21 protein-coding genes are annotated in these 23813 nt (G+C 42.4%); 7 read left to right on the top strand and 14 right to left on the bottom strand.

Annotation, left to right across the window (positions count from 1 at the left end):
* Nucleotides 1-509: 509 nt before the first annotated feature.
* From GPM24_RS08930 to yihA, 5 genes are all read right to left on the bottom strand, one after another.
* Nucleotides 510-2210, bottom strand: a complete 1701-nt coding sequence (locus GPM24_RS08930; RefSeq protein WP_158826419.1) for a M3 family oligoendopeptidase — start codon at nt 2208-2210, stop codon at nt 510-512.
* 69 nt (nt 2211-2279) lie between these two features.
* A complete protein-coding gene (locus GPM24_RS08925; protein ID WP_158826418.1) occupies nt 2280-3251 on the bottom strand; it encodes an NAD-dependent epimerase/dehydratase family protein in 972 nt (323 codons plus the stop codon).
* 80 nt (nt 3252-3331) lie between these two features.
* Nucleotides 3332-3937, bottom strand: a complete 606-nt coding sequence (locus tag GPM24_RS08920; RefSeq protein WP_158826417.1) for a Crp/Fnr family transcriptional regulator — start codon at nt 3935-3937, stop codon at nt 3332-3334.
* Nucleotides 3925-4779: a UbiA-like polyprenyltransferase gene (locus tag GPM24_RS08915; RefSeq protein ID WP_158826416.1), complete on the bottom strand. Its 855-nt coding sequence runs from the start codon at nt 4777-4779 to the stop codon at nt 3925-3927. The genes GPM24_RS08920 and GPM24_RS08915 overlap by 13 nt, the downstream gene beginning before the upstream one ends.
* Before the next feature lie 3 nt (nt 4780-4782).
* Entirely contained in the window at nt 4783-5388 is a 606-nt protein-coding gene (yihA, locus tag GPM24_RS08910) for a ribosome biogenesis GTP-binding protein YihA/YsxC (protein WP_158826415.1), read from the bottom strand.
* A gap of 56 nt (nt 5389-5444) precedes the next feature.
* Here yihA and GPM24_RS08905 point away from each other — a divergent pair, with 56 nt between their 5' ends.
* Nucleotides 5445-5936, top strand: coding sequence for a VOC family protein (locus GPM24_RS08905; protein WP_158826414.1), 492 nt, complete (start codon nt 5445-5447; stop codon nt 5934-5936).
* Nucleotides 5937-5963: 27 nt separating this feature from the next.
* Here GPM24_RS08905 and GPM24_RS08900 read toward each other — a convergent pair whose 3' ends face one another.
* Together GPM24_RS08900 and GPM24_RS08895 are read right to left on the bottom strand one after the other, a co-directional pair.
* Nucleotides 5964-6506 (bottom strand): hypothetical protein, encoded by a 543-nt coding sequence (locus tag GPM24_RS08900; protein WP_158826413.1) that lies wholly within the window; start codon nt 6504-6506, stop codon nt 5964-5966.
* A 36-nt stretch (nt 6507-6542) separates the two neighbouring features.
* Nucleotides 6543-7034 carry a TspO/MBR family protein gene (locus GPM24_RS08895; RefSeq protein WP_158826412.1) on the bottom strand — a complete coding sequence of 164 codons (492 nt, stop codon included), beginning with the start codon at nt 7032-7034 and terminating at the stop codon, nt 6543-6545.
* A gap of 218 nt (nt 7035-7252) precedes the next feature.
* Between GPM24_RS08895 and GPM24_RS08890 the strand changes: the two genes are divergently transcribed.
* Nucleotides 7253-10069, top strand: a complete 2817-nt coding sequence (locus GPM24_RS08890; protein ID WP_158826411.1) for a T9SS type A sorting domain-containing protein — start codon at nt 7253-7255, stop codon at nt 10067-10069.
* 67 nt (nt 10070-10136) lie between these two features.
* On the opposite strand, the gene GPM24_RS08885 is transcribed toward GPM24_RS08890, so the two are convergent.
* Nucleotides 10137-10850: a ZIP family metal transporter gene (locus GPM24_RS08885; protein WP_158826410.1), complete on the bottom strand. Its 714-nt coding sequence runs from the start codon at nt 10848-10850 to the stop codon at nt 10137-10139.
* Nucleotides 10850-11413 (bottom strand): phosphatase PAP2 family protein, encoded by a 564-nt coding sequence (locus GPM24_RS08880; RefSeq protein ID WP_158826409.1) that lies wholly within the window; start codon nt 11411-11413, stop codon nt 10850-10852. The genes GPM24_RS08885 and GPM24_RS08880 overlap by 1 nt, the downstream gene beginning before the upstream one ends.
* A 225-nt stretch (nt 11414-11638) precedes the next feature.
* On the opposite strand from GPM24_RS08880, the gene glmM reads away from it, so the two are divergent.
* From glmM to GPM24_RS08865, 3 genes are all read left to right on the top strand, one after another.
* A complete protein-coding gene (gene glmM, locus GPM24_RS08875; RefSeq protein ID WP_158826408.1) occupies nt 11639-13030 on the top strand; it encodes a phosphoglucosamine mutase in 1392 nt (463 codons plus the stop codon).
* A 76-nt stretch (nt 13031-13106) separates the two neighbouring features.
* Nucleotides 13107-14243: a cysteine desulfurase family protein gene (locus tag GPM24_RS08870; RefSeq protein WP_158826407.1), complete on the top strand. Its 1137-nt coding sequence runs from the start codon at nt 13107-13109 to the stop codon at nt 14241-14243.
* A 172-nt stretch (nt 14244-14415) separates the two neighbouring features.
* The gene (locus GPM24_RS08865; RefSeq protein ID WP_158826406.1) at nt 14416-14979 is read left to right on the top strand and encodes a hypothetical protein; all 564 of its coding nucleotides are present in this window, start codon (nt 14416-14418) and stop codon (nt 14977-14979) included.
* A 104-nt stretch (nt 14980-15083) separates the two neighbouring features.
* Here GPM24_RS08865 and accD read toward each other — a convergent pair whose 3' ends face one another.
* Entirely contained in the window at nt 15084-15929 is an 846-nt protein-coding gene (accD, locus tag GPM24_RS08860) for an acetyl-CoA carboxylase, carboxyltransferase subunit beta (RefSeq protein WP_158826405.1), read from the bottom strand.
* Between the two features lie 182 nt (nt 15930-16111).
* Here accD and fbaA point away from each other — a divergent pair, with 182 nt between their 5' ends.
* Both fbaA and GPM24_RS08850 read left to right on the top strand, forming a co-directional pair.
* Nucleotides 16112-17191 carry a class II fructose-bisphosphate aldolase gene (fbaA, locus tag GPM24_RS08855; RefSeq protein ID WP_158826404.1) on the top strand — a complete coding sequence of 360 codons (1080 nt, stop codon included), beginning with the start codon at nt 16112-16114 and terminating at the stop codon, nt 17189-17191.
* Nucleotides 17192-17268: 77 nt separating this feature from the next.
* A complete protein-coding gene (locus GPM24_RS08850) occupies nt 17269-17778 on the top strand; it encodes a low affinity iron permease family protein (protein ID WP_158826403.1) in 510 nt (169 codons plus the stop codon).
* Between the two features lie 175 nt (nt 17779-17953).
* Here GPM24_RS08850 and GPM24_RS08845 read toward each other — a convergent pair whose 3' ends face one another.
* The 4 genes from GPM24_RS08845 to GPM24_RS08830 form a co-directional block, all read right to left on the bottom strand.
* Nucleotides 17954-19273, bottom strand: a complete 1320-nt coding sequence (locus GPM24_RS08845; RefSeq protein WP_158826402.1) for an NAD(P)/FAD-dependent oxidoreductase — start codon at nt 19271-19273, stop codon at nt 17954-17956.
* 100 nt (nt 19274-19373) lie between these two features.
* Nucleotides 19374-22337: a protein translocase subunit SecDF gene (gene secDF, locus GPM24_RS08840; protein WP_158826401.1), complete on the bottom strand. Its 2964-nt coding sequence runs from the start codon at nt 22335-22337 to the stop codon at nt 19374-19376.
* Between the two features lie 113 nt (nt 22338-22450).
* On the bottom strand, nt 22451-22933 hold the full coding sequence (locus tag GPM24_RS08835) for a dihydrofolate reductase (RefSeq protein ID WP_158826400.1): 483 nt from the start codon (nt 22931-22933) through the stop codon (nt 22451-22453).
* Nucleotides 22930-23751: a thymidylate synthase gene (locus GPM24_RS08830; protein WP_158826399.1), complete on the bottom strand. Its 822-nt coding sequence runs from the start codon at nt 23749-23751 to the stop codon at nt 22930-22932. Before GPM24_RS08830 ends, GPM24_RS08835 begins: the two co-directional genes overlap by 4 nt.
* Nucleotides 23752-23813: the final 62 nt, after the last annotated feature.

The raw sequence follows: 23813 nt of genomic DNA, 5'->3' as shown, positions 1-23813 counted from the left end.
TGTATTCTTAGTAGTAGCGTATTTTCTTTATAGAGTGATTAAAGGTGAAAGACCTTCCTCTGCAAGAAATGGTTGGAACGGACCAACTGGCGTAGCTTATGTGCGGTATTGGAGTGGGATAATTCTATGCATTATTGCCGGGATAGCATTTATCCTCAAATCGTTACCCGTGCACATAGACTAAGACGCTCTTGCACAACCCTGTTATTGATTAACAGATCAAGCCCAGCCTATAAGCTGGGCTTATTTATTTCTTAGCTTTGGCGTCTCGAATGAGTGCATCTACTACTTTGAAGCCATGGTCGTCGTATTCATTAGAGAGAAATTTTTTGTCTTAAATACTCTTTAAAATAACAGGTTTGATCTCAACTTCTATTAGGTAGCCTAGAGATACTTCCGGGGCTTTGTCTATACGGGCGGCTATTTCCACAGAAGAAATTGCCTCTTCACTTTCCACGCCTAAAACAAAGCAAAGCCCGGTTACATAGCGGGCTTTGCTAATAGCAAGCTTACAATTTCTCCATCTCACTCTTCACAAACTCAGCCAGTTCTTTCACATAGCTGGCGCTGAAATCAAATTTGATTCCGGCAGTTTCGTAAATTTCTTTGATGGTTTTGGTGTATCCTAGTTTCAAGGCGTCCAGATATTGCTGTAAGCCTTTGTCCGGGTTTTCTTTATAGTTTTTCCAAACGGCAATAGCGCCTAGTTGGGCCATACCATATTCAATGTAATAAAACGGTACTTCAAAAATATGAAGTTGTTTTTGCCACAGGTTTACCTCGGCTTCTTCTAAGCCGCTCCAATCAATAAAGCCTGCGCCAAAGCGTTCATAAATCTGTTTCCAGGCATCAGTACGTTGTGCATCGGTATGGTCGGGGTTGGTATATAGCCAGTGCTGGAATTGATCTACAATGGCAACCCAAGGCAGGGTTTTCAGCACGTCTACCAACTGGTCGCGTTTGGCACGTTTCAGTTCTTCCGGATTGTCAAAATACACGTCCCAGTTATCCATTGAAATTAGTTCCATCGACATCGAAGCCAGTTCGGCTACCTCGCTTGGGCAGTGTTTAAAATCATTCAGTTCTAAATCAGCAGTCAGGAACGTATGAACAGCATGGCCGCCTTCGTGCACCATGGTCGTCAGGTCGCGGAAAGTGTTGGCCGAATTCATGAAAATAAATGGCGCACCGGTTTCAGCCAGCGGATAATTATAACCACCTGGCGCTTTACCTTTACGGCTTTCCACATCAAACAAGCCGTTGGCTTTCATAATTTCCAACCGTTCGCCCAGGTACGGACTAATTTTGTTAAAGCACTGGATAGACTTATCAATCAAATCTTCGCCGCTTTGAAACGGTTTTAAAGCGGGCTTGCCAGTAATGTCTACGTCCATGTCCCAAGGCTTTAAAGCATCTAAGCCTAAAGCTTCGCGGCGCTTTTCGGCTTGCTCACGTAAAATAGGCACTACTTCAGTTTCTATAGCTTCATGAAAATCGTAGCAATCTTGCGGCGTGTAGTCGAAACGGCCCAGCGCCTGGAACATGTAATCTCTAAAGTTTTCGAAGTTAGCATTCAGCGCTACCTTATGGCGTAGTACCATCAGCAAATCGAATAACTCATCCAGTTGTTTTTTGTCCTGCAAACGGCGACCGGTAATCTTTTCCCACGCTTCGTGGCGTTTGCTGCGGTCAGTATCTTTCAAAAGGGCAGCTGCCTGTTCCAGGGTAAATTCCTTATCGCCTATATGAACAGCCATGGCACCAGTGATAGACTGGTATTTTTGTTGTTCTACCTGTATTTCGGTTTGGATCGGGATATTCTCTTCCCGGAACAGTTCCAGTGCTTTTTTAACGCTGCGCAGGTATACAAAATATTTGTCTTTATCCAGTTGGTCAACAAACTCGTTATTTACCAGCTTTTGGTTTAGTTGGTTATTATACGGCGCAGTTTTAGGCTCAATTTCGGTAGCAAAGTACTGGAAGTTTTGCAGCAGCTGTTCATTAGCCGTATCGCAGGTCATGCGGATATAGCGCCAGGCAAAATCTTCTTCCAGTGCGGCCTCCAATTCGCTACGGTCGCGCAGCCACTGCTCCAAGTCGGTTACTGATTGTATGTTGCGGCTCTGAAGTTCTTGGTATAATGGCTCCAGGTTTTCCCATTTAATCTCTAAGTTGGCAGGGATGTATTTACGATCTTTTTCTTTTATCATGGTTTATAATGCACATATGCAGATGTTACAAATGTGCATATGTGCCAATGATAAACCAAATCAATTTCATTAAATTGATACTGCCATGTTATTTTTAAGAGCGGTAGCTGTTTTTTGTGGCTTAAACAGGGTGGTACTTACTTGATGTATGCCATCTTCATAAGAAGTAGGTTTAATGTTAAAAGCCTTCTCAAACTTGGATGAATCCAGCACATAATCATGGCTGTACTGGTAATACATTTCTATCGAACCTTTAACCGGTTTGCTGAACAAACCTAACAATTGCAACATCAACTTTTTAACCGCCATATAGTTAGGTGCTACGCCATATATGTTTGCTGCCAGCTCAATAAATTGTTTGCCAGTTAAAGCAGGGGCAGTGGGTAAATGCCATATCTGGTTATCAGCCGAAGGGGTTTGCCCTAACAAATACATGCTTTTACCTGCATCGGGGATATACATAAAGCAATGTTTGGTATCAGGATTTCCCATCCACATCGCTTTTTGATTGTGTGCATATTTGTTTAGCACCATGCTGTCGTAAAAGCTGTTTAGCGATTCGGCGCCGTAAAAATCGGCAGCACGGGCAATGCTGGCCGTTAAGTTGCCAGCTTTTACCTCATCCATTAGTTGCGTAGCAACGCGGGCACGAACTTCACCTTTTACACTAATAGGGTTGTAGGGAGTAGTCTCAGTCATGGGGCCGTTAACCAGCCCGTACATATATACGTTATCAAAAAATATTAAGCGTGCTTGTGTTTCTTTGGCAGCATTGATCAAATTTTGCATAATTACGGGCCACTGCTGCTGCCATACAGCTTTATCATATACTAAACCAGCACACATGTAAATAACGCTCGAACCTTTTACGGCTGCTAAAACTTCCTGGTAGTTGGTCAGGTCGGCTTTAACCCAGCTTACATTGGGTTTACTAGTGTTAACTTGGCGACGGCTAACCAGACGTACAGTTTCATTGGCTTTAATTAATTCGGCGGCTAATGCATTGGCAACTGGTCCGCCTGCTCCTAAAATGGTGTGCATATCTTTTGCGTTTTGTATAAATCAAAGGTAGTAGGCCTTTGTGCGTCAAAACGTTAACAAAAGATAAGGAAAAAAGAAATTTAACGGGCTATTTCGAGCGTACGTCTTCGGATGCGTGATAAAGATACCGGCGTAACGCCCAAATAATGTGCAATATAATGCTGCGGTATACGCTGTAATACGTCTTTGCCGGTTTGCAACAAATCCAGGTAGCGCTCTTCGGGCGATTGGGTCACAAAGGCAGTAACACGATCCTCGTAGCAGCATAAATAATGTTCGGCCATTAACCGGCCAAAGCGCTCAACTTTTAAAGCGAGCTTTGGGTGGGCAAGCAACCGCTGCCATTCTTTCTGTGTGATTGAAATTAACTCGGTTTCTTCTAATGCCTGGATGTTAGTTACTGTTGGTTCGCCGGTCAAAAAACTCTTATAGGCGCTTAAGTACTCATTTGAAAAACAGAAGTAGTTGGTAATGTCGTTACCATCTTTAATATGGAAAAATCTTACTGCACCGCTGATGATAAATGCCATCTCCTTACATACCTCGCCCTCTTTAATAAAGAACTCCTTTTTATGTAAGGTTTTAAAATCTGCATTTTCGTTGAATAGCCGCCATTCCTCATCCGTAAACGTTATGAATCTAGTCAGTCGCTCTCTAAATATTTGCAAGGCATTTACCTGATCCATATTCTGTCTAATAAAAACAATACAGCAAATACCACGCTGGCAATACCATTGGTGGTCATGAAAGCAAAGTTAACGCGGCTTAGATCATTAGGTTTTACTAACCGGTGCTGATAGATAAGCATGCTACAAAAAACAAGTATACCCACATAATAGGGAATGCCTACATGCGTGAAAAATATGGGGGCGATGATAAAAGCAGCAGAAAGGATATGCAAAAAGCTAGAAAGGTTCAACGCATTTACCTTACCCATACGGCTGGGTATAGAGTGCAGTTTTTGTTCGCGGTCGAAGTCTTCATCTTGAAGGGCATAGATAATATCAAAACCACTTACCCAGCACAGTACAGATAATGAAAAGAAAACAGGTAACGTAGCAAATTCGCCAGTAACTACCAAATAAGCACCAATAGGAGCCAACGACAAGCCTAAGCCCAGTACTATATGGCACAAAAACGTAAAACGCTTGGTTGCACTATAGCCTAATACCACCAACAAAGCCACCGGCGCTAAGTAAAAACAAAGCACGTTGATAAACCATGTAGTTGCCATAAACAGCGAGCAGTTAATGATGGTAAAGGTAAGTGCAGCATTTGCCGATATACGGCCTGCCGGTATATCACGAACCTTGGTACGCGGGTTCAATGCGTCAATATCTCGGTCCAAATAACGGTTAAATGCCATAGCCGAGTTGCGGGCAAATACCATGCACAACAGCATCATCACCAGTTTAGGCCATTCAAATCGGTGATTGGTAGTGGTTACCGCCAAAAAGAAGCCGATGATGGCAAACGGCATGGCAAAAATGGTATGGGAAAATGTTACTAAAGAAAAATATTTCTTCATCTTTTATTGCGCTTCAAAATTTTGATTCACACTGTCAATAAAACCCAGCACTTCGTCACGGCCAAGCTTATTCTCGGACGAAGTGACAAAGCATTGCGGAACTTCTTCAAACCAGCCCAAAAGCGCTTTTTTAAATTTAGCCACATTTTGGTCGGTTTTTATGCTCGATTGCTTATCAGCCTTGGTAAATATCAGCACAAAGGGTAAGCCGTGTTCGCCCAGCCAGTTGCAAAAGTCGAGGTCAATTTTTTGTGGTTCCAGGCGGCTGTCTATCAATACCAGTACACATTGCAGGCTTTCGCGTTTGTCCAAATAAGTACGGATAAACTTATCCCAATCCTCTTTTTTACTTTTAGAGATACGGGCGTAGCCGTAACCCGGTAAATCTACTAAGTACCAGTGGTCATTAATCAAAAAGTGATTAATCAACTGGGTTTTACCCGGCGTTTGCGATGTTTTAGCCAGTCCTTTTTTATTAACCAGCATATTTATCAAAGATGACTTACCTACGTTTGACCGCCCGATAAACGCATACTCGGGTTTGTTAGGCGGCGGCAGTTTAGACATCTGGGTGTTGCTACACACAAATTCAGCAGATTTTACAATCATGATACAAAGGTAATAGTTGTTTGCTTTACTTTTGATGTTTAAACATTAAATGAGATATGGCTGATTATCAGATACCCGCACAAACTCGTATTGGGCATGTACATTTAAAAGTAAGCGATTTGCAACGTTCTCTCGACTTTTATTGCGGTCTGCTGGGCTTTAAACTGATGATGAAATACGGCGAGCAAGCCGCTTTTATATCAGCCGGAGGTTACCATCATCATATAGGGCTCAATACCTGGCACAGCAAAGGTTCCGGACCTGCACCCGAGCGTGCACCTGGTTTGTATCATACCGCCATTCTTTATCCAGAAAGGAAAGACTTAGCCGCTATTTTTAAACGCCTGATGGATGCTAAATATCCGCACATTACAGGCGCATCCGATCACGGCGTATCTGAAGCCATTTACCTGGGTGACCCCGACCGCAATGGGGTAGAGTTATACTGGGATCGCCCCCGCACAGATTGGCCTAAAGATGCTGACGGTGAGTTGACCATGTTTACCCAACGCCTGGATTTGGAAGGCTTGCTGGCTGAGCTGGAATAAATGCAGCTTGCTTATAGCGATAAAAATTTATCCGCCTACAACACCCCTTATGCCGTCGAAAATACTTTGAAAGAAGGTTGATAGGTTTAAACCGTTGTGATGGTTAAAGTAGAGGAACAGAATAAGCACTACCGCTGCAATAACAATAAACCGTTTAAACAGGTAACCAATAAACACAATTGCCAACGGAATAAAAAGCAACCATTTCCAGTTAATCTTCCAGGGGCTTAGTTTTTCGCCATGTTTATACACGTAATAAAGCATGGCATGTGAGCCATTATCGTTGGTGTGCTTTACGTACATAAAAGCTGATTTTTCCATTTTATGGCGATAAAATGCCGTGCCGTTTTGGAAATTCAGCTCACTATCAAAACCGTTAATTGAAAAGCTGAAACGTCCGTTTACATTTTCTTGAATAGTGCCTGCCGTATCTACGGCTACAATAGCTACCTCATGCTGCGCAAACGGATTTTCTTTAATTACAAAATGATTGATGCTTATGGTATCAGCATAGCTTGCATAAGCGCTTAGTAAGCAAACAATAGTAGTTAAAAGTATTTTTTTAATCATAAACAGTTGGCTTGATGCCGGTTGTTGGGCTTAGTGTTAATTCAGCAGATAAATATACAGATTTAGCAATGATGCAAAGCTTACCCAAAGTAAATAGGGTACAAATAACCATGCAGCCACCCGGCTGAACTTGCCAAAATAATAGATGCATAATAAAATGCTCAGCCACAAAAGTCCAATCACTACCAAAGCACCCAGTATTTGATGCACGCCAAAAAACACCATCGACCACATAAAATTGAGCACCAATTGTAACACGTAGGTGGTTCGTGCACGCGTGTACAGGTTTGAATAATCACGCCGTTGCCAAACTAGGTAGGCAGCTATAGCTATTAAAATATAAATGGTAGTCCACACCGGGGCAAAAAGCCAGTTCGGCGGGCTAAAGCTGGGTTTGTTTAATGTAGGATACCAGCTTGGAATTTGCGGCCGGGTTATTAAAGAGGCTGTAATGCCAATACCCAGGGTAATAGTTAAGCTAGCTATTAATGCAAGCGGCTTAAACTTTATAGGCTTAACGACGTTCATTGGTTGGTTTAACTAAAAAGCACTACAAATGGTAATTAATCGGGTTTATTTATTTTTCAATCAAATTTTTATCTTTAACAGGTAACCTAAATATGCGTTATACGTAATAATATATAACACGCTTTCACTACCATTTGATAAGCAGCCTGCAATTTAAGACTATGAGTGCGGATTGGAAAGAATATCAATTGACTTAAAACGCAATACGCTTAACCTTAATGCTTAAAATCTACTTAAAACCCGTACTGAGCACATTATGCCTGTTGGTATATCTATTTGCTTTTGAGTATGCTGTTGCACAAACCGAGCAACGCATTAAAATAGTTTCAGCTATACCCAGTGAAGATACCGGTCAGGATTATTCGCCTTGGCTCAGTGATAGTACAGACAGCTTGGTTGCCGAGGCCTGGCAAAATAACTTTAAATACGTAGACGTAACCTTAAAGTTAAAGCAGCATAGTAGCATTACACGACTGTCTTTGTATGATTACACTGGTGTGTTTACTGATAAACCGGCAGAGATATATGCGTTAAACGGGACAAAAAAAACGCTTTTAGGTAAATTTACAGGTCCATCCTACATGGTTTTTGAAGACTTAAATTTACCTGAGCCTTTAGAGGCCGATGCCATCGTCATCCATAAATACAGCAATAACATACCGCAAAAGATATTTGTATATGGTTACTCGCAGGTAGCAGCGCCAGCGCCTAATAAACCTGTTCCGGCCGATACAGCTCAACTGGTTAAAATACCAATTGAAACAAAACGGTGGTACCAAATTAATAGTGATAATGATGCGCTGGAACAATTGTTTGATGGCATAATTGATGTGCCCATACAAACAAGTCACGGTAAAATTTTCAGTAATTACGAAGCTTATTATCCTGTTAATAACGGCGAAAAGGTAACCCTTTCTAAAATAAAGCTTTTTGACGGTGCGGGTGCATTGGGCGATTATCCGCTCACCATATCTGTTATTACCAATGGCGGGAAAAGAATAAAGGTGGGTACTTTCAACGGCGATCAGTACAATGGCTGGGTAGGGCCATACCCCGACCGGCACTTAACCGGCGAGGCACAGTACCGGCTGGATAGCACTTTAACAGATATTAAATTTATTGTGCTCAATTGCTGGTATCAGTTTCCAACCGAAGTGGAATTTTATGGAACGTACCAGCCGGGTCCGGCTGGCAATACTGCGCCACCCAAAAAAGAGATTCCGTTTAGCCAATACTTCGGTGTTAATGCGTTTGAGTGGGATTTTGAGGATCCGTTAACCGACCCGATGAAGGTGGATGAAACCCGTATGAAAGCGATGAAAACTTTTACCCAGGTACGTCATTACATGGACTGGCAAAAGTTGGAATCAAACCAGGGTAGTTACACGTATAGTCCGGTTCATAGCGGCGGCTGGAGTTATGATGCCATCTACCAGCGTTGCAAAGCCGAAGGCATTGAAGTACTGGCCGACTTAAAAACCCTGCCCGACTGGATGTTGGCTACTTACCCTGAAAACATGCGCGACGCCGAAAATGTGCCGGTTAAATATGGAAAAGACTTTACCGATCCAGTTTCTTACGTTGAACAGGCCCGCGTGGCTTACCAATATGTTGCCCGCTACGGTTCAAACACTGGTGTAGACAGTAGCATGCTGAGCGTTAATGCAACCCCGCGATGGACAGCCGACCCAATAAACACCGTAAAAAGAGGCATGGGGCTGATTAAATATATTGAGTGTGACAACGAACGCGATAAGTGGTGGAAAGGCCGCAAAGCCTATCAAACCGCTTATGAATATGCTGCTAACCTGTCGGCTTTTTATGATGGCCATAAAAATACTATGGGACCAGGTGTAGGGGTTAAAAATGCCGACCCCAATATGCAAGTAGTTATGGCTGGCTTAGCTGCGGCCAATACCGACTATGTGCGTGCTATGGTAGACTGGTGTATCCAGCATCGTGGATATAAGCCCGATGGTAGCGTTAACCTATGCTGGGATGTAATTAATTATCATTTATATTCAAATGATGCACATTCTACGCAAAATGGATATTCTACGCGCGGTGTAGCACCTGAGGTATCGGAGGCAGGGCAGATTGCGCAAAAATTTATTGAGGCAGCTCACCAATACGCCGGTGATATGCCGGTATGGATAACCGAACTGGGCTACGATGTAAACCAGGGAAGTATTTACAAAGCTATACCGATAGGTGATAAAACACCGCTGCAAACGCAGGCCGACTGGATATTGCGCTCATCGTTGTTATATGCGCGCAAAGGTATCGACCGTATTTTCTTCTACCAGGCTTACGACGAAAACCTGCTTAGTCCGGTTCAGTTCGGGTCGTCTGGTCTTATTAATAAAGATAAAACACGCAAGCCGGCGGCCGACTACCTGTATCAAACCCAGCGGCTTTTAGGTAAGTATGTGTACAAAAAAACGCTTAATGAAAACCCAATTGTTGATCGTTACGAATATAACGGACGCTCGGCTTATGCCTTGGTTGTGCCGGATGAAAAAGGTAGAACAGCTCAATACACACTTGATTTAGGTACTGCCGATTCAGCCAGTATATACAATCCGAAAATTGGTAGCAATGAGATGGATGTGCGTAAGGTAAAGCTAATAAATGGTCAACTGGAGCTCAATGTTACTGAAACGCCGCAATTTGTGATACCATCCTTAACACAGGCCGGAGGGGCTATAATTAACAGCACACTGAGTGTGGTAACAGATAGTGTAAGTCAAATATTAGCCGCGCGTAATGCTATTATCGAAAACACATTAAAAGTGTATCCTAACCCGGCAATACAATCTACCATGGTAACTTTTAAAAATGATTTAAGCGGAACTGTCGAAGTACGGGTATCTGATTCCACTTCGGGCCGGGTTTATAAAAAGTACAGCACAACTAAAAGTGCCGGCGACTTTTCTCAATATATTGATTTATCCGGCATGCCATTAGGCGTCTACTCCGTTGAAATTAGGCAAGGTGACGCGCTCGTGGTCAGGCGTTTGGTTAAGTTAAACTAACTAATAAAGCCCTTAGTACCGAGGGCTTTATTAGTTAACGTAATGCTGTAAATGAGAGATGTTTTGGTTACAACTCAGTTATAAACCCACCCAGCGCAATACCAACACCTAATAGTACTGCAATTAGCTTGCGTCGATTAAACGTATGGTCTGGTCCTGCCTCAAACAATATAGTGGTAGATATATGCAGAAAAATGCCAATTACCACGCCCATAATCCGGTTAAAATACTGTTGCAGGTTACCAACGCCACCATTGCTCAACGCATCGCTAAAAAAGTAACCCGTAGGTGCCATACTGGCAAACAACACAATAAAAAATACGGTTTTAGTGCGCGATTGATGATTGGCCAACAATACTGTACCCAGTGCAAAAGCTGCCGGTATATGGTGCAGTGCAATGCCAAACACCAATTGGGTTTGATAACCACGTGCTAAGGGCATACCTTCTAAAAAGCCATGCAGGCAAAGGCTCACCATAATACCTAACGGAAAGGCCGCCTTATCATGATGGTGAAGGTGCATATGCCCGTGCTCTATACCGTCAGAGAATTGTTCGAGCACAATTTGAAATATAAAACCTATCAGTATAAACACGCCTACTAAATGATCATTACCATGATAAGCATCAGGAATTAAGTGTAGTACAGTTATACTGAACAAGTACGCACCGCTAAAAGACAGTACCAGTTTAAGCTGCTTATGGCTGCCGCCTTTAAATAAAAAGACAGAAACACCGCCTAAAAAAGCACTTAAAAATAGAAGTATAAGTTTCCAGTACATTAAAACGCAGGTTGAAATTTGTGAAATAATCGGGCAAAAAGTAAGCCGATCAAGGTGCCGAACGCCGCGCCAGTTAAAACATCTATAGGGTAATGTACACCCACATAAACTTGTGCAAAGCAAACCAGCGTGGCCCATATGATAGTCCAAAACCATACCCAGCGCCATTTACGATAGTAAACCAAGCTTAAAAAAATTGACATAGCAAAATGGTCACTCGCATGGGTAGATGGAAAGCTGTATCCCGTTCCACAAGGCACCCGGCTGGTAATGGTTGTGGCTAAAGCCGAGTCGCGACAGGGGCGATTACGTTGAGCCAGCTTTTTAATGATGCTGGCGCTGCCAAAATCGGCTACGCCTACTGTAATGGCCAGGCATACAATTAGCCAGGCACCGCGGGCTTTATATTTCCAAATGCTGAAGGCAATGATGAATATATAAACCGGAATCCAAAATTTGGGATTGCGTAGCCAGGGCATTACCCAGTCAAATAGCGGGTTGCTCAGCGTGTGGTTTATAAAATAAAACCAGGTACGGTCCAGTTCAAGTAAAAAGTCAGGCATTTTTATAATGCACGTAAATGGGTTGCTGTTATTTAAAGCTAGCGGTGATCAGGCGCAAGCCAATTACAATCCGAAAGCCTTTTTGTTCGTCATATCCAAGTGTAAGCAGCATACATTGCTGGCGGCCGCAAATATAGCTAATAATCTATGGGGTTAAAACAACACGTCTATTACAAAACTATCCGTCAATAATATGTATTTTTGAGCACTAAAATTTTTTGTGTTTTGACGCTAATAAAATCTATTTCGGGTATAAGAGGCACCATTGGCGGTGCAGCAGGAGATGGTTTAACACCACTGGATATTGTTAAATTTACATCGGCTTTTGGCGCCTGGACTATCAAAAAAACAGGTATCCGCAAAATTGTAATCGGTCGAGACGCCCGCTTATCCGGTACTATGGTAAACAACCTGGTAATTGGTACGCTGCAGGGTCTAGGTATTGATGTGGTGGATTTAGGTTTATCAACCACGCCAACTGTTGAAATTGCTGTACCTGCCGAGCAAGCAGCCGGTGGTATTATTTTAACCGCCAGTCATAATCCAAAACAATGGAATGCACTTAAGTTACTGAACAATACCGGAGAATTTATTAGCGATACCGACGGTAAAGAAGTACTGGAAATAGCCGAAAGTAATGATTTTACCTACGCTGATGTTAATCATTTAGGTAAAGTAACTGCTGATGACAGCTATCTGCAAAAACATATAGACCAAGTACTGGCCCTGCCTTTAGTAGATGCCCAAGCTATTGCCGAAGCTGATTTTAAAGTAGTGTTAGATTGCGTTAACTCAACAGGCGGTATTTTTGTGCCTGCTTTACTTAGCGCTTTAGGCGTAAAAACAGTGCATCAACTATATTGTGAACCTGATGGCAATTTTCCGCACAATCCAGAACCCTTACCCGAAAACTTGGCCGAACTGTCTAAGCAAGTGCTGCACAAAAAAGCTGACTTAGGCATTGCCGTAGATCCTGATGTTGACCGCCTTTGCTTTGTGTGCGAGGATGGCAATATGTTCGGCGAAGAATATACGCTCGTTGCCGTAGCCGATTATGTGTTGAAGCACAATAAAGGCAATACAGTTTCTAATCTTTCATCTACCCGTGCTTTGCGCGACGTAACCGAAAAAGCAGGTGGCGAATACCAGGCTGCTGCGGTAGGAGAGGTTAACGTGGTAACCAAAATGAAAGAAGTTAATGCAGTAATAGGCGGCGAGGGTAATGGTGGGGTAATCTATCCTGAACTGCACTATGGCCGTGATGCACTGGTTGGTATAGCGCTATTTTTAACACACCTCGCTAAATTTGGTAAATCGGTTTCTGTATTGCGCAGCACTTACCCAAATTACTTCATATCAAAAAATAAAATTACCCTAACGCCGGAGATGGATATTGATATGCTGTTGCAAAAGGTAGAAGATAAGTACAAAAATCAACCGCACAGCACCATTGATGGTCTTAAAATTGAATTTGATAAGCAATGGGTACACCTGCGCCGATCCAATACAGAACCTATCATCCGCATTTATTCAGAAGGCGATTCTGAAACGGTGGCTAACAATCTGGCAAACAAGATAATTGCGGATATCAAAGAAATATTGAATTTAAACGAATAATGCAACCACCTGTTGTGAACACAGCGGGCTTAAAATAAAACCAACCCATCACTCAAACTCAAAATAAACGTTAATCATGACCCGTGTATATTTCGATAATGCAGCTACCACACCGCTCGATCCTGAAGTAATGAAGCAAATGCTGCAGGTAATGGAAAGTCAGTATGGCAATCCATCATCTATTCATGCGCATGGGCGCGAGGCCAGAGCTTTGGTGGAAAAAGCCCGAAAAGCTATAGCTGGTTTGCTGCATACCTCACCAGCCGAAATATTTTTTACCTCAGGAGGCACTGAGGCAGATAACACAGCCATTAGATGCGGCATTATAGATCATGGTTTAAAGCATGCTATAACCAGCCGTATAGAGCATCACGCCGTAGTGCATACGCTTGAGGCTATGGAAAAAGCCGGTCATATTAAACTAAGTTTTGTTGAGGTGGATGATAAAGGCAACATCGATTATGCGCAATTAGAGCAACTGCTACAGCAAAATGAGCGCAGCTTTGTTTCATTAATGCACGCTAATAATGAAATAGGCACGCTTACAGATATTGTTAGGGTTGGTGATTTATGCGAGCAGTATGATGCCATGTTCCACTGTGATACTGTGCAAACAGTAGGGCATTATGCGCATGATTTGAGCAAGCTGAAAGTACACTTTATGGTTTGCGCGGCCCACAAATTGCATGGGCCTAAAGGCGTTGGGTTTTTGCACATCAATCATCGCGTTAAAATTAACCCGATGATTTACGGCGGTTCGCAAGAACGCAACATGCGTGGCGGAACTGAAAATATTTACGGTATAGTTGGTTTAGCTAAAGCTCTTGAAATGGCCTATGCCGATATGGAGCAACATCAGCAGCATATACAAGGCCTTAAATCATACATGATGGAGCAGCTGCAACAAATCCCAGGCATTCATTTCAACGGCGAAACAGCGCCCGATAAAAGCTTGTACACGGTTTTAAATGTGTCTTTCCCTGAAATGGAAATGGGAGATATGCTGCTTTTTAGTTTGGATATTGCTGGTATTTCGGCGTCTGGCGGCAGCGCTTGCAGTTCGGGTACTAACATTGGTTCGCATGTTTTATCGGGCATTGGTGCTAACCCCGACAGGCCTGCTGTACGTTTTTCGTTTTCCAAATACAACACCCGTGAGGAGGTTGATTTTACAATTGCCAAAATAAAAGAAATTGTAATGGTAAACGCTTAATTACAGTGATTTAAGTACGTCAGATGCTTAAACAACTTATAGAAATACAGGAAACAGCCCGCCCGTAAAATAGGCGGGCTGTTTTATAATAACGATATTTTTTCTCTTTAAATTTCAAAAACAAAGCCCGTGTTCCAAGGGTTATCAAATTAACCACTAAATAAGGAACCCTATGTTAGCATTTAATCAGGAAGCCTTGTCTACGGACGAGGATGTATTAACTAGACGCGACGAACTACAGCATGGCAGATTTTCAAGAGCTGAGGCTGTTGATCCCGAAGATGATGATGATTTAGATAACGATGATCTGGATTTGGATGATGACGATTTAGATGACGATGATCTGGATGCAGACGACGATATAGTGCCCGATTATGACGAAGATCTGGACGATGAGGATCTAGACGAAGATGAAGACGAGGATTACAATCGCATCACCGGCGAGGCAGAAACCTCATCTACAGGTATTCCGGAGAGTTATGATGATGACGAGCCTAACGAGATACCAGAGCAGGGCGAAGCAGACAATGAGGATTTAAGATATCCTAGTGAAGATGAAGTACCGCCGTCCCGTCAGGATGACGAAGGTAGCTTTAGCGAACAAACCGATGTAACACCGCCACGTCCGCAGGAGTTTCCATCAGTTGGCCGTGCAGAAACTGATTTTACAAGCCGCGATCAAGGTCGTACTACCGGTCGTATGATTGGGCATGAGCCAGGTACCGAAGGTATCTAATATCATTAGCTATTAAACAGAAAAGCCACCTTACAAAGGTGGCTTTTCTGTTTTTATCTTGAGCGAAAGAAGATTGATATGCTAAAGTAACTGAACTGTCAAACTTAATTTGCCATCATTTTTAAGAAAGAGCCTAGTTTTTCTTTCATCTCGCGGCGATCAACAATAAAGTCTAGGAAACCGTGCTCTTGCAAAAACTCGGCAGTTTGAAAGCCTTTTGGAAGATCTTTCTTAATAGTTTCTTTAATTACACGCGGGCCGGCAAATCCAATTAAAGCACCCGGTTCCGCAATATTAATATCACCCAGCATAGCGTATGATGCCGTTACGCCGCCTGTAGTTGGGTCTGTTAGCAATGATATGTAAGGTATACGCGCTTGGGCCAGTAAAGCCAGTTTAGCCGAAGTTTTAGCCATTTGCATTAATGAAAATGCAGCTTCCATCATTCGTGCACCGCCAGATTTGGATATCATCAAAAACGGTACTTTATTCTGGATGCTGTAATCGATAGAGCGTGCAATTTTTTCGCCCACCACCGAGCCCATAGAACCACCGATAAAGTTAAAATCCATACAAGCTACCATCAGGGGCATACCATCAACCGTACCGTGTGCCGCACGTATAGCGTCTTTTAAGCCGGTTTTGGCCATGGTATCTTTTAAGCGGTCGCTATATTTTTTGGTGTCCACAAAATCAAGCGGGTCGCCCGATTTTAGGTTGGTAAACAGCTCGGTAAACTCGTTATTGTCAAACAATACAGAAAAGTATTCTTGCGAACCTATGCGCAAATGGAAGCCGCAGTAATGGCAAACGTATTGGTTTTCTACCTGTTCGGTATAATGTAACGGCCGTTTACAGTTCGGGCATTTATTCCATAAGCCATCAGGTGCTTCTTTTTTATCTTCAGTACTGGTAGTTATACCTTTCGATTCTCTTTTAAACCACGCCATTACTAATATCTTTCTTTGTATAATCGGGTACAAAGAAACAAAAAAATTAATTCAATTGATTGTTTGGTTATCGATTAGATTACTTGCCGGTTTTACTCCACTTGTTTAGTAGACAAATTAATATAAGGTTATATCATAAAAACATATTTTTTCATACATTAGCGCCGAAAATTTAATTGCTCATGGACATAAAAAACTATAAAGGCGTATTGCACGGCGATCAGGTGCAAGAGCTGTTTGAAGCAGCTAAAAAGCATCAGTTTGCTTTACCAGCGGTTAACGTTATTGGTACAAATTCCATTAACGCGGTTATGGAAACAGCTAAGGCGGTTAATTCGCCGGTTATTATTCAGCTTTCGAATGGTGGCGCACAATTTTATGCGGGCAAAACACTTGATAACTCTAAACTGCAGGCTTGCATTTTAGGTGCGGTATCAGCTGCTAAACACGTACATTTATTAGCTGAGCATTATGGCGTTGCCGTAATTTTACACACCGACCATGCTGCTAAAAAGTTATTGCCATGGATAGACGGCCTGTTAGATCACGGCGAGAAACACTTTGCTGAAACCGGCAAACCTTTGTTTTCATCGCACATGCTTGATTTATCTGAAGAGCCAATCGAAGAAAATATCGAGGTTTCAGCTAAATATTTAGAGCGTATGTCTAAAATGAACATGACGCTGGAGATTGAGTTAGGTGTAACCGGTGGAGAAGAAGATGGTGTTGATAACAGCGACGTGGATAGCTCTCGTTTATATACCCAGCCAGAAGAAGTAGCCTATGCTTATGAGCACTTATCAGCAGTTAGCCCTCGCTTTACTGTTGCGGCTGCATTTGGTAACGTACACGGTGTTTACAAACCAGGTAACGTTAAATTACAACCGGTTATTCTGCACAACTCTCAAGAGTTTATTAAACAAAAATATAGCTTAGCGGCTGAAAAACCTATCAACTTTGTATTCCACGGTGGATCTGGTTCAAGCCAGGAAGAAATCCGCGAGGCTATTTCATACGGTGCTATCAAAATGAATATTGATACCGATATGCAATGGGCTTTCTGGGAAGGTATTAAAGATTACTATCAATCAAAAGAAGGTTATTTGCAAAGCCAGATTGGTAACCCAGAAGGCGAAGATTCACCTAATAAAAAATATTACGATCCACGCGTGTGGTTACGTAAAGGCGAAGAGACCTTTGTTAAGCGTTTAACTGCGGCTTTTGAAGATTTGAACTGCTTAGACGTAAATAGCAAATTGTAATCATTATCTTTTTTGATATATTAAAAGCGCCAATGTTTATAGCATTGGCGCTTTTTTATTTAATTAATTCATAGGTTATGGCAAAAAATAAGAGTGGATTTTTTGAGCGATTTGCCAATTGGGCAACTGTTGCAACCGGCAGTTCAGCTGCGTTTATTATAGCTGCGTTGGTAGTTATTGTGTGGGGAATTTCCGGACCTGTATTCCATTATTCAGAAACCTGGCAATTAGTCATTAACACGGGCACTACCATTGTTACTTTTTTAATGGTATTCCTTATCCAAAAGTCGCAAAATAAAGATTCCAGAGCTGTACATTTAAAGCTGAATGAATTGATTGCTGCCCATGAAGGGGCCAGCAACCGCATGGTGAATATTGAAGATTTGAGCGAACAGGAGTTAGAACAAATTCATAAATTTTATGTGAGATTGTCTCAGCTGGCTAAAAGCGAGGATAATTTAGGCTGCACCCATACCATTGATGCCGCTGATGTAAACCACGAAAACAAATCGGAACGTACTAAGCATACCACGCAAAAAATAACCGAATCAAAAAATAGAAAGGCGCAAAGTGAAAAGGCAAATTGACTGCAGTGTCGAGAAAGAATAATGGCGATTTCTAATGCATTTCAGTTTGAGTCCATGTTGTGCCATTCCCATTTAATTTTAATTCATTAAATGAGCTTAAAATGCTCCGTTTTATTGTAAACAAACAAAGCCATGTTGACATCAACATGGCTTTGTTTGTTTACAGATATAAAAATCAATCTGTTTTGGGGAGTTGATTAGCTTCTGCCACATCAGGCAGTGCTTCCCTTACATACCTGCGAATAATTAAACGGGTTCCGCCGTTATAACTTACATAGCTGCCCAGCCAGTTAATAAAGGTTACCACCTTATTACGGAAGCCTAATAGCGATATCAAGTGTACAAACATCCATATCAACCAAGCGAAAAAGCCGCCAAATTTTAGCTTGCCCAAGTCGGCTACTGCTTTGTTGCGGCCAATGGTTGCCATTGATCCTAAATCTTTGTATTTAAAGGGCTCTGTAGATTCGCCTTTAACAATACTAGCTAAATTTTTAGCCAATTGCTTGCCCTGTTGTATAGCTACCTGTGCCACGCCCGGATAGCCGTTTGGTGTAGCTTCGGTAATAATGGCACCTACGTCGCCTATGGCGAATATGTTTGATGTGCCAGCCACGCGGTTAATTTCGTCTGTTTTGATTCGGTTACCGCGTACTAAAATATCTTTAGAAATACCATTAGGAACAATGCCGGCTACACCAGCAGACCAAACCACGTTTTTGGTGCGGATAACTCGGCCATCTGCAAACTTCAGGTTGGTACCGTCATAGCTTTCTACTTTTACATTAAGCAAAACGTTTACCCCCATATCTTCTAGATACTTTTTGGCCTTTTCTGATGCTTGTTCAGACATGGGCCCCAGTACTTTTGGTAGAAAGTCTACCAGGTAGACCTTCATATCTTCTTTTTTCAGTTCAGGGTAATCTTTGTTAAGTACATAATTACGCAGCTCGGCAAAAGATCCGGCCAGTTCTACACCAGTAGGGCCGGCGCCAACCATTACAAAGTTCAGGTATGGCTCCCTTTCTTCGGGAGTATGGGCAATTACAGCTTGTTCCAGGTTTTGTAAAAACATATACCGCAGGTTCAGCGCCTCGGGTATGGTTTTCATTGGCATGGTGTAATGCTCAAAATCTTTGTTACCAAAAAAGTTGGTGGTTGAGCCGGTGGCCAGCACCAGATAATCGTAAGCAATTTCGCCGATGGTTGTTTCCAGATAATTGTTTTCTACATTCACACCGGTTACTTCGGCTACACGGAAACGGAGGTTTTTTTGACCTTCAAAATTTTTACGTAAAGAGAAGGCTATAGACTCGCATTCCAAGCTGCCGGTAGCAACCTGATAAAGCAGCGGTGGAAAAGTGTGGTAATTATGTTTATCCAACAGTAATATCTCAACAGGCTCTTTGGCTAAGTGCTTAGCTAGCTCAATGCCGCCAAAGCCGCCGCCTACAATTACTACCAGTGGGAATTTGTTGTTTTTCGGTGCATCCATATGAGTGTACAAATATTCGTATTAAGGTGATGTCTGATGTATTAACAAAAAAGGCCTCAAATGTTCTTTGAAGCCTTTTAGAAATTAAGTTAAAAATTATTTAGTTAAGCTTTTTGCCACCAAAATCAAGCATAATTGGGGTAGCTACGCAGATAGATGAGTAAGTACCGAAGCATACACCCACTAATAAAGCGAATGAGAAGCCACGGATTACATCACCACCAAATATAAACAGAACTACCAGTACAAAAACTACTGTTAATGCAGTAATAATGGTACGGCTTAAGGTGCTGTTAATTGCGTTGTTTACAACCTCAGATGGTACATCGGATTTGGCATGGTGCAGGTTCAAGAATTCGCGGATACGGTCAAATACCACCACGGTATCGTTGATAGAGTAACCAATAACGGTCAGGATAGCTGCAATAAAGGCCTGGTCAATATCCAATGAGAAAGGCAATACACCTCTGAACAATGAGAAGAATGATAATACTAGCAACGCATCGTGCGCTGTAGCCACCATCGCACCTAAGCTGAACTGCCATCTACGGAAACGCAGCAGGATGTAAGCCGAGATCACCAAAATGGCGAAGATTACGGTCCAGATAGCTGATGTTTTTAGGTCGTTAGCAATAGTAGGACCTACTTTTTGCGAGCTTAAAATTTGGAATTTGTTAGATACCTTGCCTAAACCGCTACGCAAAGTGCTTTCCACTTTGTTATCTGCTGCAGATGAATTATCCTCAATCATGTAGTTAGTAGTGATACGCACTTGGTTAGCACCACCAAAAGATTTTACTTCTGAGGTACCAGTACCTAAAGTTTGATCGATAGCATCGCGTACAGTTTGAGTGCTGGCATTGTTGTCAAAACGAACTACATAAGTACGTCCGCCCGAAAAATCAACACCGTAGTCAAAACCTCTGGTAAACATAGAAACAATACCTGCCAGGATAAAGATACCTGAGAATGCGTAGAACTTGAAACGGTTTTTAACAAAACCAAAGTTTGCATTTTTGAACAGGTTTGAACTCCATGGGTTTGAGAATTTGATTTCCATGTTTTTGTCCAACATCCACTCGAAAATCAATCTAGAGATTAATAATGAACAGAACAGGGAAGTAACGATACCAATCATCAAAGTTGTAGCAAAGCCCTGGATAGGACCTGAACCAAAAATGAACAGGATTAAACCGGTTAAGAAAGTACTGATGTTAGAGTCGAGGATAGAAGACAAGGCATGCTTGAAACCATCAGCAATAGCTAAACGCTGTGATTTGCCTGCGGCTAGTTCTTCTCGTACACGTTCATAAATCAATACGTTCGCATCTACCGATACACCAAGGATAAGTACGATACCAGCTATACCCGGCAACGTTAAAACCGCGCCTATGCTGGTTAATACACCCATCAGGAAGAATACGTTAACAAATACCGCTAAGTCGGCCACTGTACCAGCACGGTTATAGTAAACAACCATGAACACCAATACAACAGCCAAGCCCACCAAGCATGATGTTAAACCTGCTGTGATAGCTTCCTGGCCTAATGAAGGACCAACGATGGCTTCTTCAACAATACGGGCAGGGGCACGTAAACGACCAGCTTTTAAAACGTTGGCTAAATCTTTAGTTTCATCTTGTGTAAAGTTACCAGTGATAGATGAGCGACCACCAGAAATTTCGTTACTAACACGTGGTGCTGAAATAACGTTATCATCTAATGCGATAGCGATAGCACGGTTGTCGTTTTCGTCGCCAGGGTTACCGGCAGCTTCACGGGTTACGTTTCTCCAGGTTTTAGCGCCTTCAGAGTTCATCTCCATGGTTACTTCATAACCACCGCTTGCCTGACTCAGGTCGCTGTTGGCGTCGGTAATAACTTCACCGCTCAATACAGGGCCGTTTTCGGCACCGGTTAACTTGATAGCATATAATGGAAGGGCTTTACCTTTTTCATCAGGTTTAGAGCCCCACAGTAAACGCAGGTTTTTAGGTAACACAGCTTGTACTTCTTCGGTACGCAGCATTTTGTTAACCTGCAAAGTGTCTTTTACTTGAGAATAACCCACTACCGGACCTGGCATCAACTGAGGCTGGCCGTTTTGTCCTTGGAATATAGCAGGGGTTAATACCGCTAGCAACGGGTTTTGCTCGGCAGCTTGTGCTTTGCCTTTTAAAGCAGAGCTGTCTTTACCTGCGCTTTGTTTTGCTTTGCTTAATAATGAACCGGCAGTTTTAGCGGTATCAGTAGTAGTAGCAGCGGTTGCGGTGGTGTCTTTTTTATTAGTTTTATTTTTAGCGGCTAAAATACCATTGATGTTAGCCAATAACTGGTAAACCTCGCCATTTTCGTAAGTTGAATAAAACTCCAGTTTTGCCGAACCTGATAACAATCTGCGCACACGCTCTTTGTTTGATTCAGAAACGCCAGGAAGTTCAACCAAAATACGGTTGCCGTTTTGCATTTGAATGTTAGGCGAAGTAACACCGAATTTGTCAATACGGTTACGTAGTACGTTGAATGATTGACTTACGGCAGTGTTAGCCTGGTCTCTCAAGTATTTCTCAACGTCGCTGTTGCTTGCATCAAATTTAAGTTTAGCTTGGTTTGACTGGGTTGAGAAGATAGGAGCCAAACGGCCGTTAGGGCTTAACTTTTTATACTCGCGCATAAAAATGTTAATGTAATCATCCGGACTGGTACGGGCTACCACATCAGCATTGTGTAAAGCCTGGTTAAAGGTAACATCAGTGCTGTTGCTTGCTAATGAACGTACAAGCTCACTAAGCGAAATTTGCATGGTTACGTTCATGCCACCTTTCAAGTCCAGACCCAGGGCCAGTTCTCTGTCTTTGCAATATGAATAGCTGTGTCCAAACACGGGATATACCGGTTGTGTAGAAATGGAATCCAGATATCCTCTTTCTTTTTCAGCGTTGCCTTTTGCATAGGCTTTAGCATCCTCTTCGACGCTCCTGGTTACCCAGGTAAACGAAAGCTGATACAGACAAACCAAAGCCAGCAGTACAGCCAAAAATTTAATAACCCCTTTACCTTGCATGGTACTTTAAATGTAAATTAATTAGTTTATAAGCATTTTAAAATAAGACGGCAAATCTAACAAAATTTCGCAACCAGACTAGTTTAATTAAAACAAAATAAACTTGTTACCTGTTAGCGCCGGTTGAGCGTAATAAAAGAATAAGGAAACGGGTTTCTTTCATCCGGTTCAAATTTTTCCCGGCTGGTTTCTGTCCACTCATTTGGATTCAGCTCCGGGAAAAATGTGTCGGCCTCAAAGTTTTTATGAACTATGGTTAAATAGATACGGTTGGTGAGATGCATAGCTTGACGGTAAATTTCGGCGCCGCCACCAATAAACACTTCTTCTTCACCTTTGCATAAAGTCAGACCATCTTCGATAGAAGATACCACTTCGCAACCTTCAATTTTTATAGGTTGACGGGTAACTATAATATTTCGCCGTTTGGGCAAAGGCTTGCCTACCGAGTCGAAAGTTTTTCGGCCCATAATGATGCTATGCCCGGCGGTTACATCTTTAAAATGTTTTAAGTCGTTAGGCAGGTGCCACAACAGTTGGTTGTTTTTGCCGATGGCGTTGTTCTCGGCAATGGCTACAATGGCAGATACGATCATACAGCTACTACTCCTTTAATATGCGGCCACGGGTCATAATTTTCCAGCGCAAAATCTTCGTATTTGAAATCGAAGATGTTTTTAACATCCGGGTTGATTTTCATGATAGGTAGTGGGCGCGGCTCGCGGCTTAACTGCAGCTTTGCTTGCTCAATGTGGTTGTTATACAAATGGGCATCGCCAAAAGTGTGGATGAATTCACCCGCTTGTAAATTGCACACCTGTGCCATCATCATGGTAAGCAGTGCATATGATGCGATATTAAAAGGTACACCTAAAAAGATATCGGCACTGCGCTGATACAACTGGCACGATAACTTGCCTTGCGTTTCGCCTTTAGAGGCGTCCGGAGGTGCTACATAAAACTGGAACATGGTATGGCAGGGGGGGAGTGCCATTTGGTTTACATCGGCTACATTCCAGGCCGATACAATAATGCGTCTGGAATCCGGGTTGTTTTTAAGCTGGTCAACTACTTGGCTAATCTGGTCGATATGGTTGCCGTCGGGCGTTGGCCATGAACGCCATTGATAACCGTAAACCGGACCGAGGTTGCCGTCGGCATCTGCCCATTCGTCCCATATCCGAACGCCGTTATCCTTTAGATATTTGATGTTGGTATCGCCGCTTAAAAACCAAATCAATTCATGAATAATGGATTTAAGGTGCAGCTTCTTGGTGGTTACCAAAGGAAAGCCGTCCTGCAGGTTAAAACGCATTTGATGACCAAATATACTTATGGTGCCGGTTCCTGTCCGATCATGCTTTTGCGCGCCGGTGTCAAGCACCTGGCGCATTAAATCAAGGTATTGTTTCATGGTTATCTGTAAGCCATTATTGGTGCATTATTAAATGCATGTGTTTACAAAGAAAATTAAAC

This window comes from Mucilaginibacter lacusdianchii (assembly GCF_009770985.1).
GTDB classification, from domain to species: Bacteria; Bacteroidota; Bacteroidia; order Sphingobacteriales; family Sphingobacteriaceae; genus Mucilaginibacter; species Mucilaginibacter lacusdianchii.
Note: the sequence above shows the minus strand (reverse complement) of the source record. Positions and strands in the feature narration are given on the sequence as shown.

Excerpts from the sequence above, each read along its gene's own strand:
- GPM24_RS08880 (WP_158826409.1), bottom strand. The coding sequence starts at position 11,413 with ATGCCTGACTTTTTACTTGAACTGGACCGTACCTGGTTTTATTTTATA.
- GPM24_RS08925 (WP_158826418.1), bottom strand. The coding sequence starts at position 3,251 with ATGCACACCATTTTAGGAGCAGGCGGACCAGTTGCCAATGCATTAGCC.
- GPM24_RS08915 (WP_158826416.1), bottom strand. The coding sequence starts at position 4,779 with ATGAAGAAATATTTTTCTTTAGTAACATTTTCCCATACCATTTTTGCC.
- GPM24_RS08865 (WP_158826406.1), top strand. The coding sequence starts at position 14,416 with ATGTTAGCATTTAATCAGGAAGCCTTGTCTACGGACGAGGATGTATTA.
- GPM24_RS08905 (WP_158826414.1), top strand. The coding sequence starts at position 5,445 with ATGGCTGATTATCAGATACCCGCACAAACTCGTATTGGGCATGTACAT.
- fbaA (WP_158826404.1), top strand. The coding sequence starts at position 16,112 with ATGGACATAAAAAACTATAAAGGCGTATTGCACGGCGATCAGGTGCAA.
- GPM24_RS08835 (WP_158826400.1), bottom strand. The coding sequence starts at position 22,933 with ATGATCGTATCTGCCATTGTAGCCATTGCCGAGAACAACGCCATCGGC.
- GPM24_RS08830 (WP_158826399.1), bottom strand. The coding sequence starts at position 23,751 with ATGAAACAATACCTTGATTTAATGCGCCAGGTGCTTGACACCGGCGCG.
- GPM24_RS08920 (WP_158826417.1), bottom strand. The coding sequence starts at position 3,937 with ATGGATCAGGTAAATGCCTTGCAAATATTTAGAGAGCGACTGACTAGA.
- GPM24_RS08845 (WP_158826402.1), bottom strand. The coding sequence starts at position 19,273 with ATGGATGCACCGAAAAACAACAAATTCCCACTGGTAGTAATTGTAGGC.
- GPM24_RS08870 (WP_158826407.1), top strand. The coding sequence starts at position 13,107 with ATGACCCGTGTATATTTCGATAATGCAGCTACCACACCGCTCGATCCT.
- yihA (WP_158826415.1), bottom strand. The coding sequence starts at position 5,388 with ATGATTGTAAAATCTGCTGAATTTGTGTGTAGCAACACCCAGATGTCT.
- GPM24_RS08895 (WP_158826412.1), bottom strand. The coding sequence starts at position 7,034 with ATGAACGTCGTTAAGCCTATAAAGTTTAAGCCGCTTGCATTAATAGCT.
- GPM24_RS08850 (WP_158826403.1), top strand. The coding sequence starts at position 17,269 with ATGGCAAAAAATAAGAGTGGATTTTTTGAGCGATTTGCCAATTGGGCA.
- GPM24_RS08885 (WP_158826410.1), bottom strand. The coding sequence starts at position 10,850 with ATGTACTGGAAACTTATACTTCTATTTTTAAGTGCTTTTTTAGGCGGT.
- accD (WP_158826405.1), bottom strand. The coding sequence starts at position 15,929 with ATGGCGTGGTTTAAAAGAGAATCGAAAGGTATAACTACCAGTACTGAA.
- GPM24_RS08890 (WP_158826411.1), top strand. The coding sequence starts at position 7,253 with ATGCTTAAAATCTACTTAAAACCCGTACTGAGCACATTATGCCTGTTG.
- GPM24_RS08930 (WP_158826419.1), bottom strand. The coding sequence starts at position 2,210 with ATGATAAAAGAAAAAGATCGTAAATACATCCCTGCCAACTTAGAGATT.
- secDF (WP_158826401.1), bottom strand. The coding sequence starts at position 22,337 with ATGCAAGGTAAAGGGGTTATTAAATTTTTGGCTGTACTGCTGGCTTTG.
- GPM24_RS08900 (WP_158826413.1), bottom strand. The coding sequence starts at position 6,506 with ATGATTAAAAAAATACTTTTAACTACTATTGTTTGCTTACTAAGCGCT.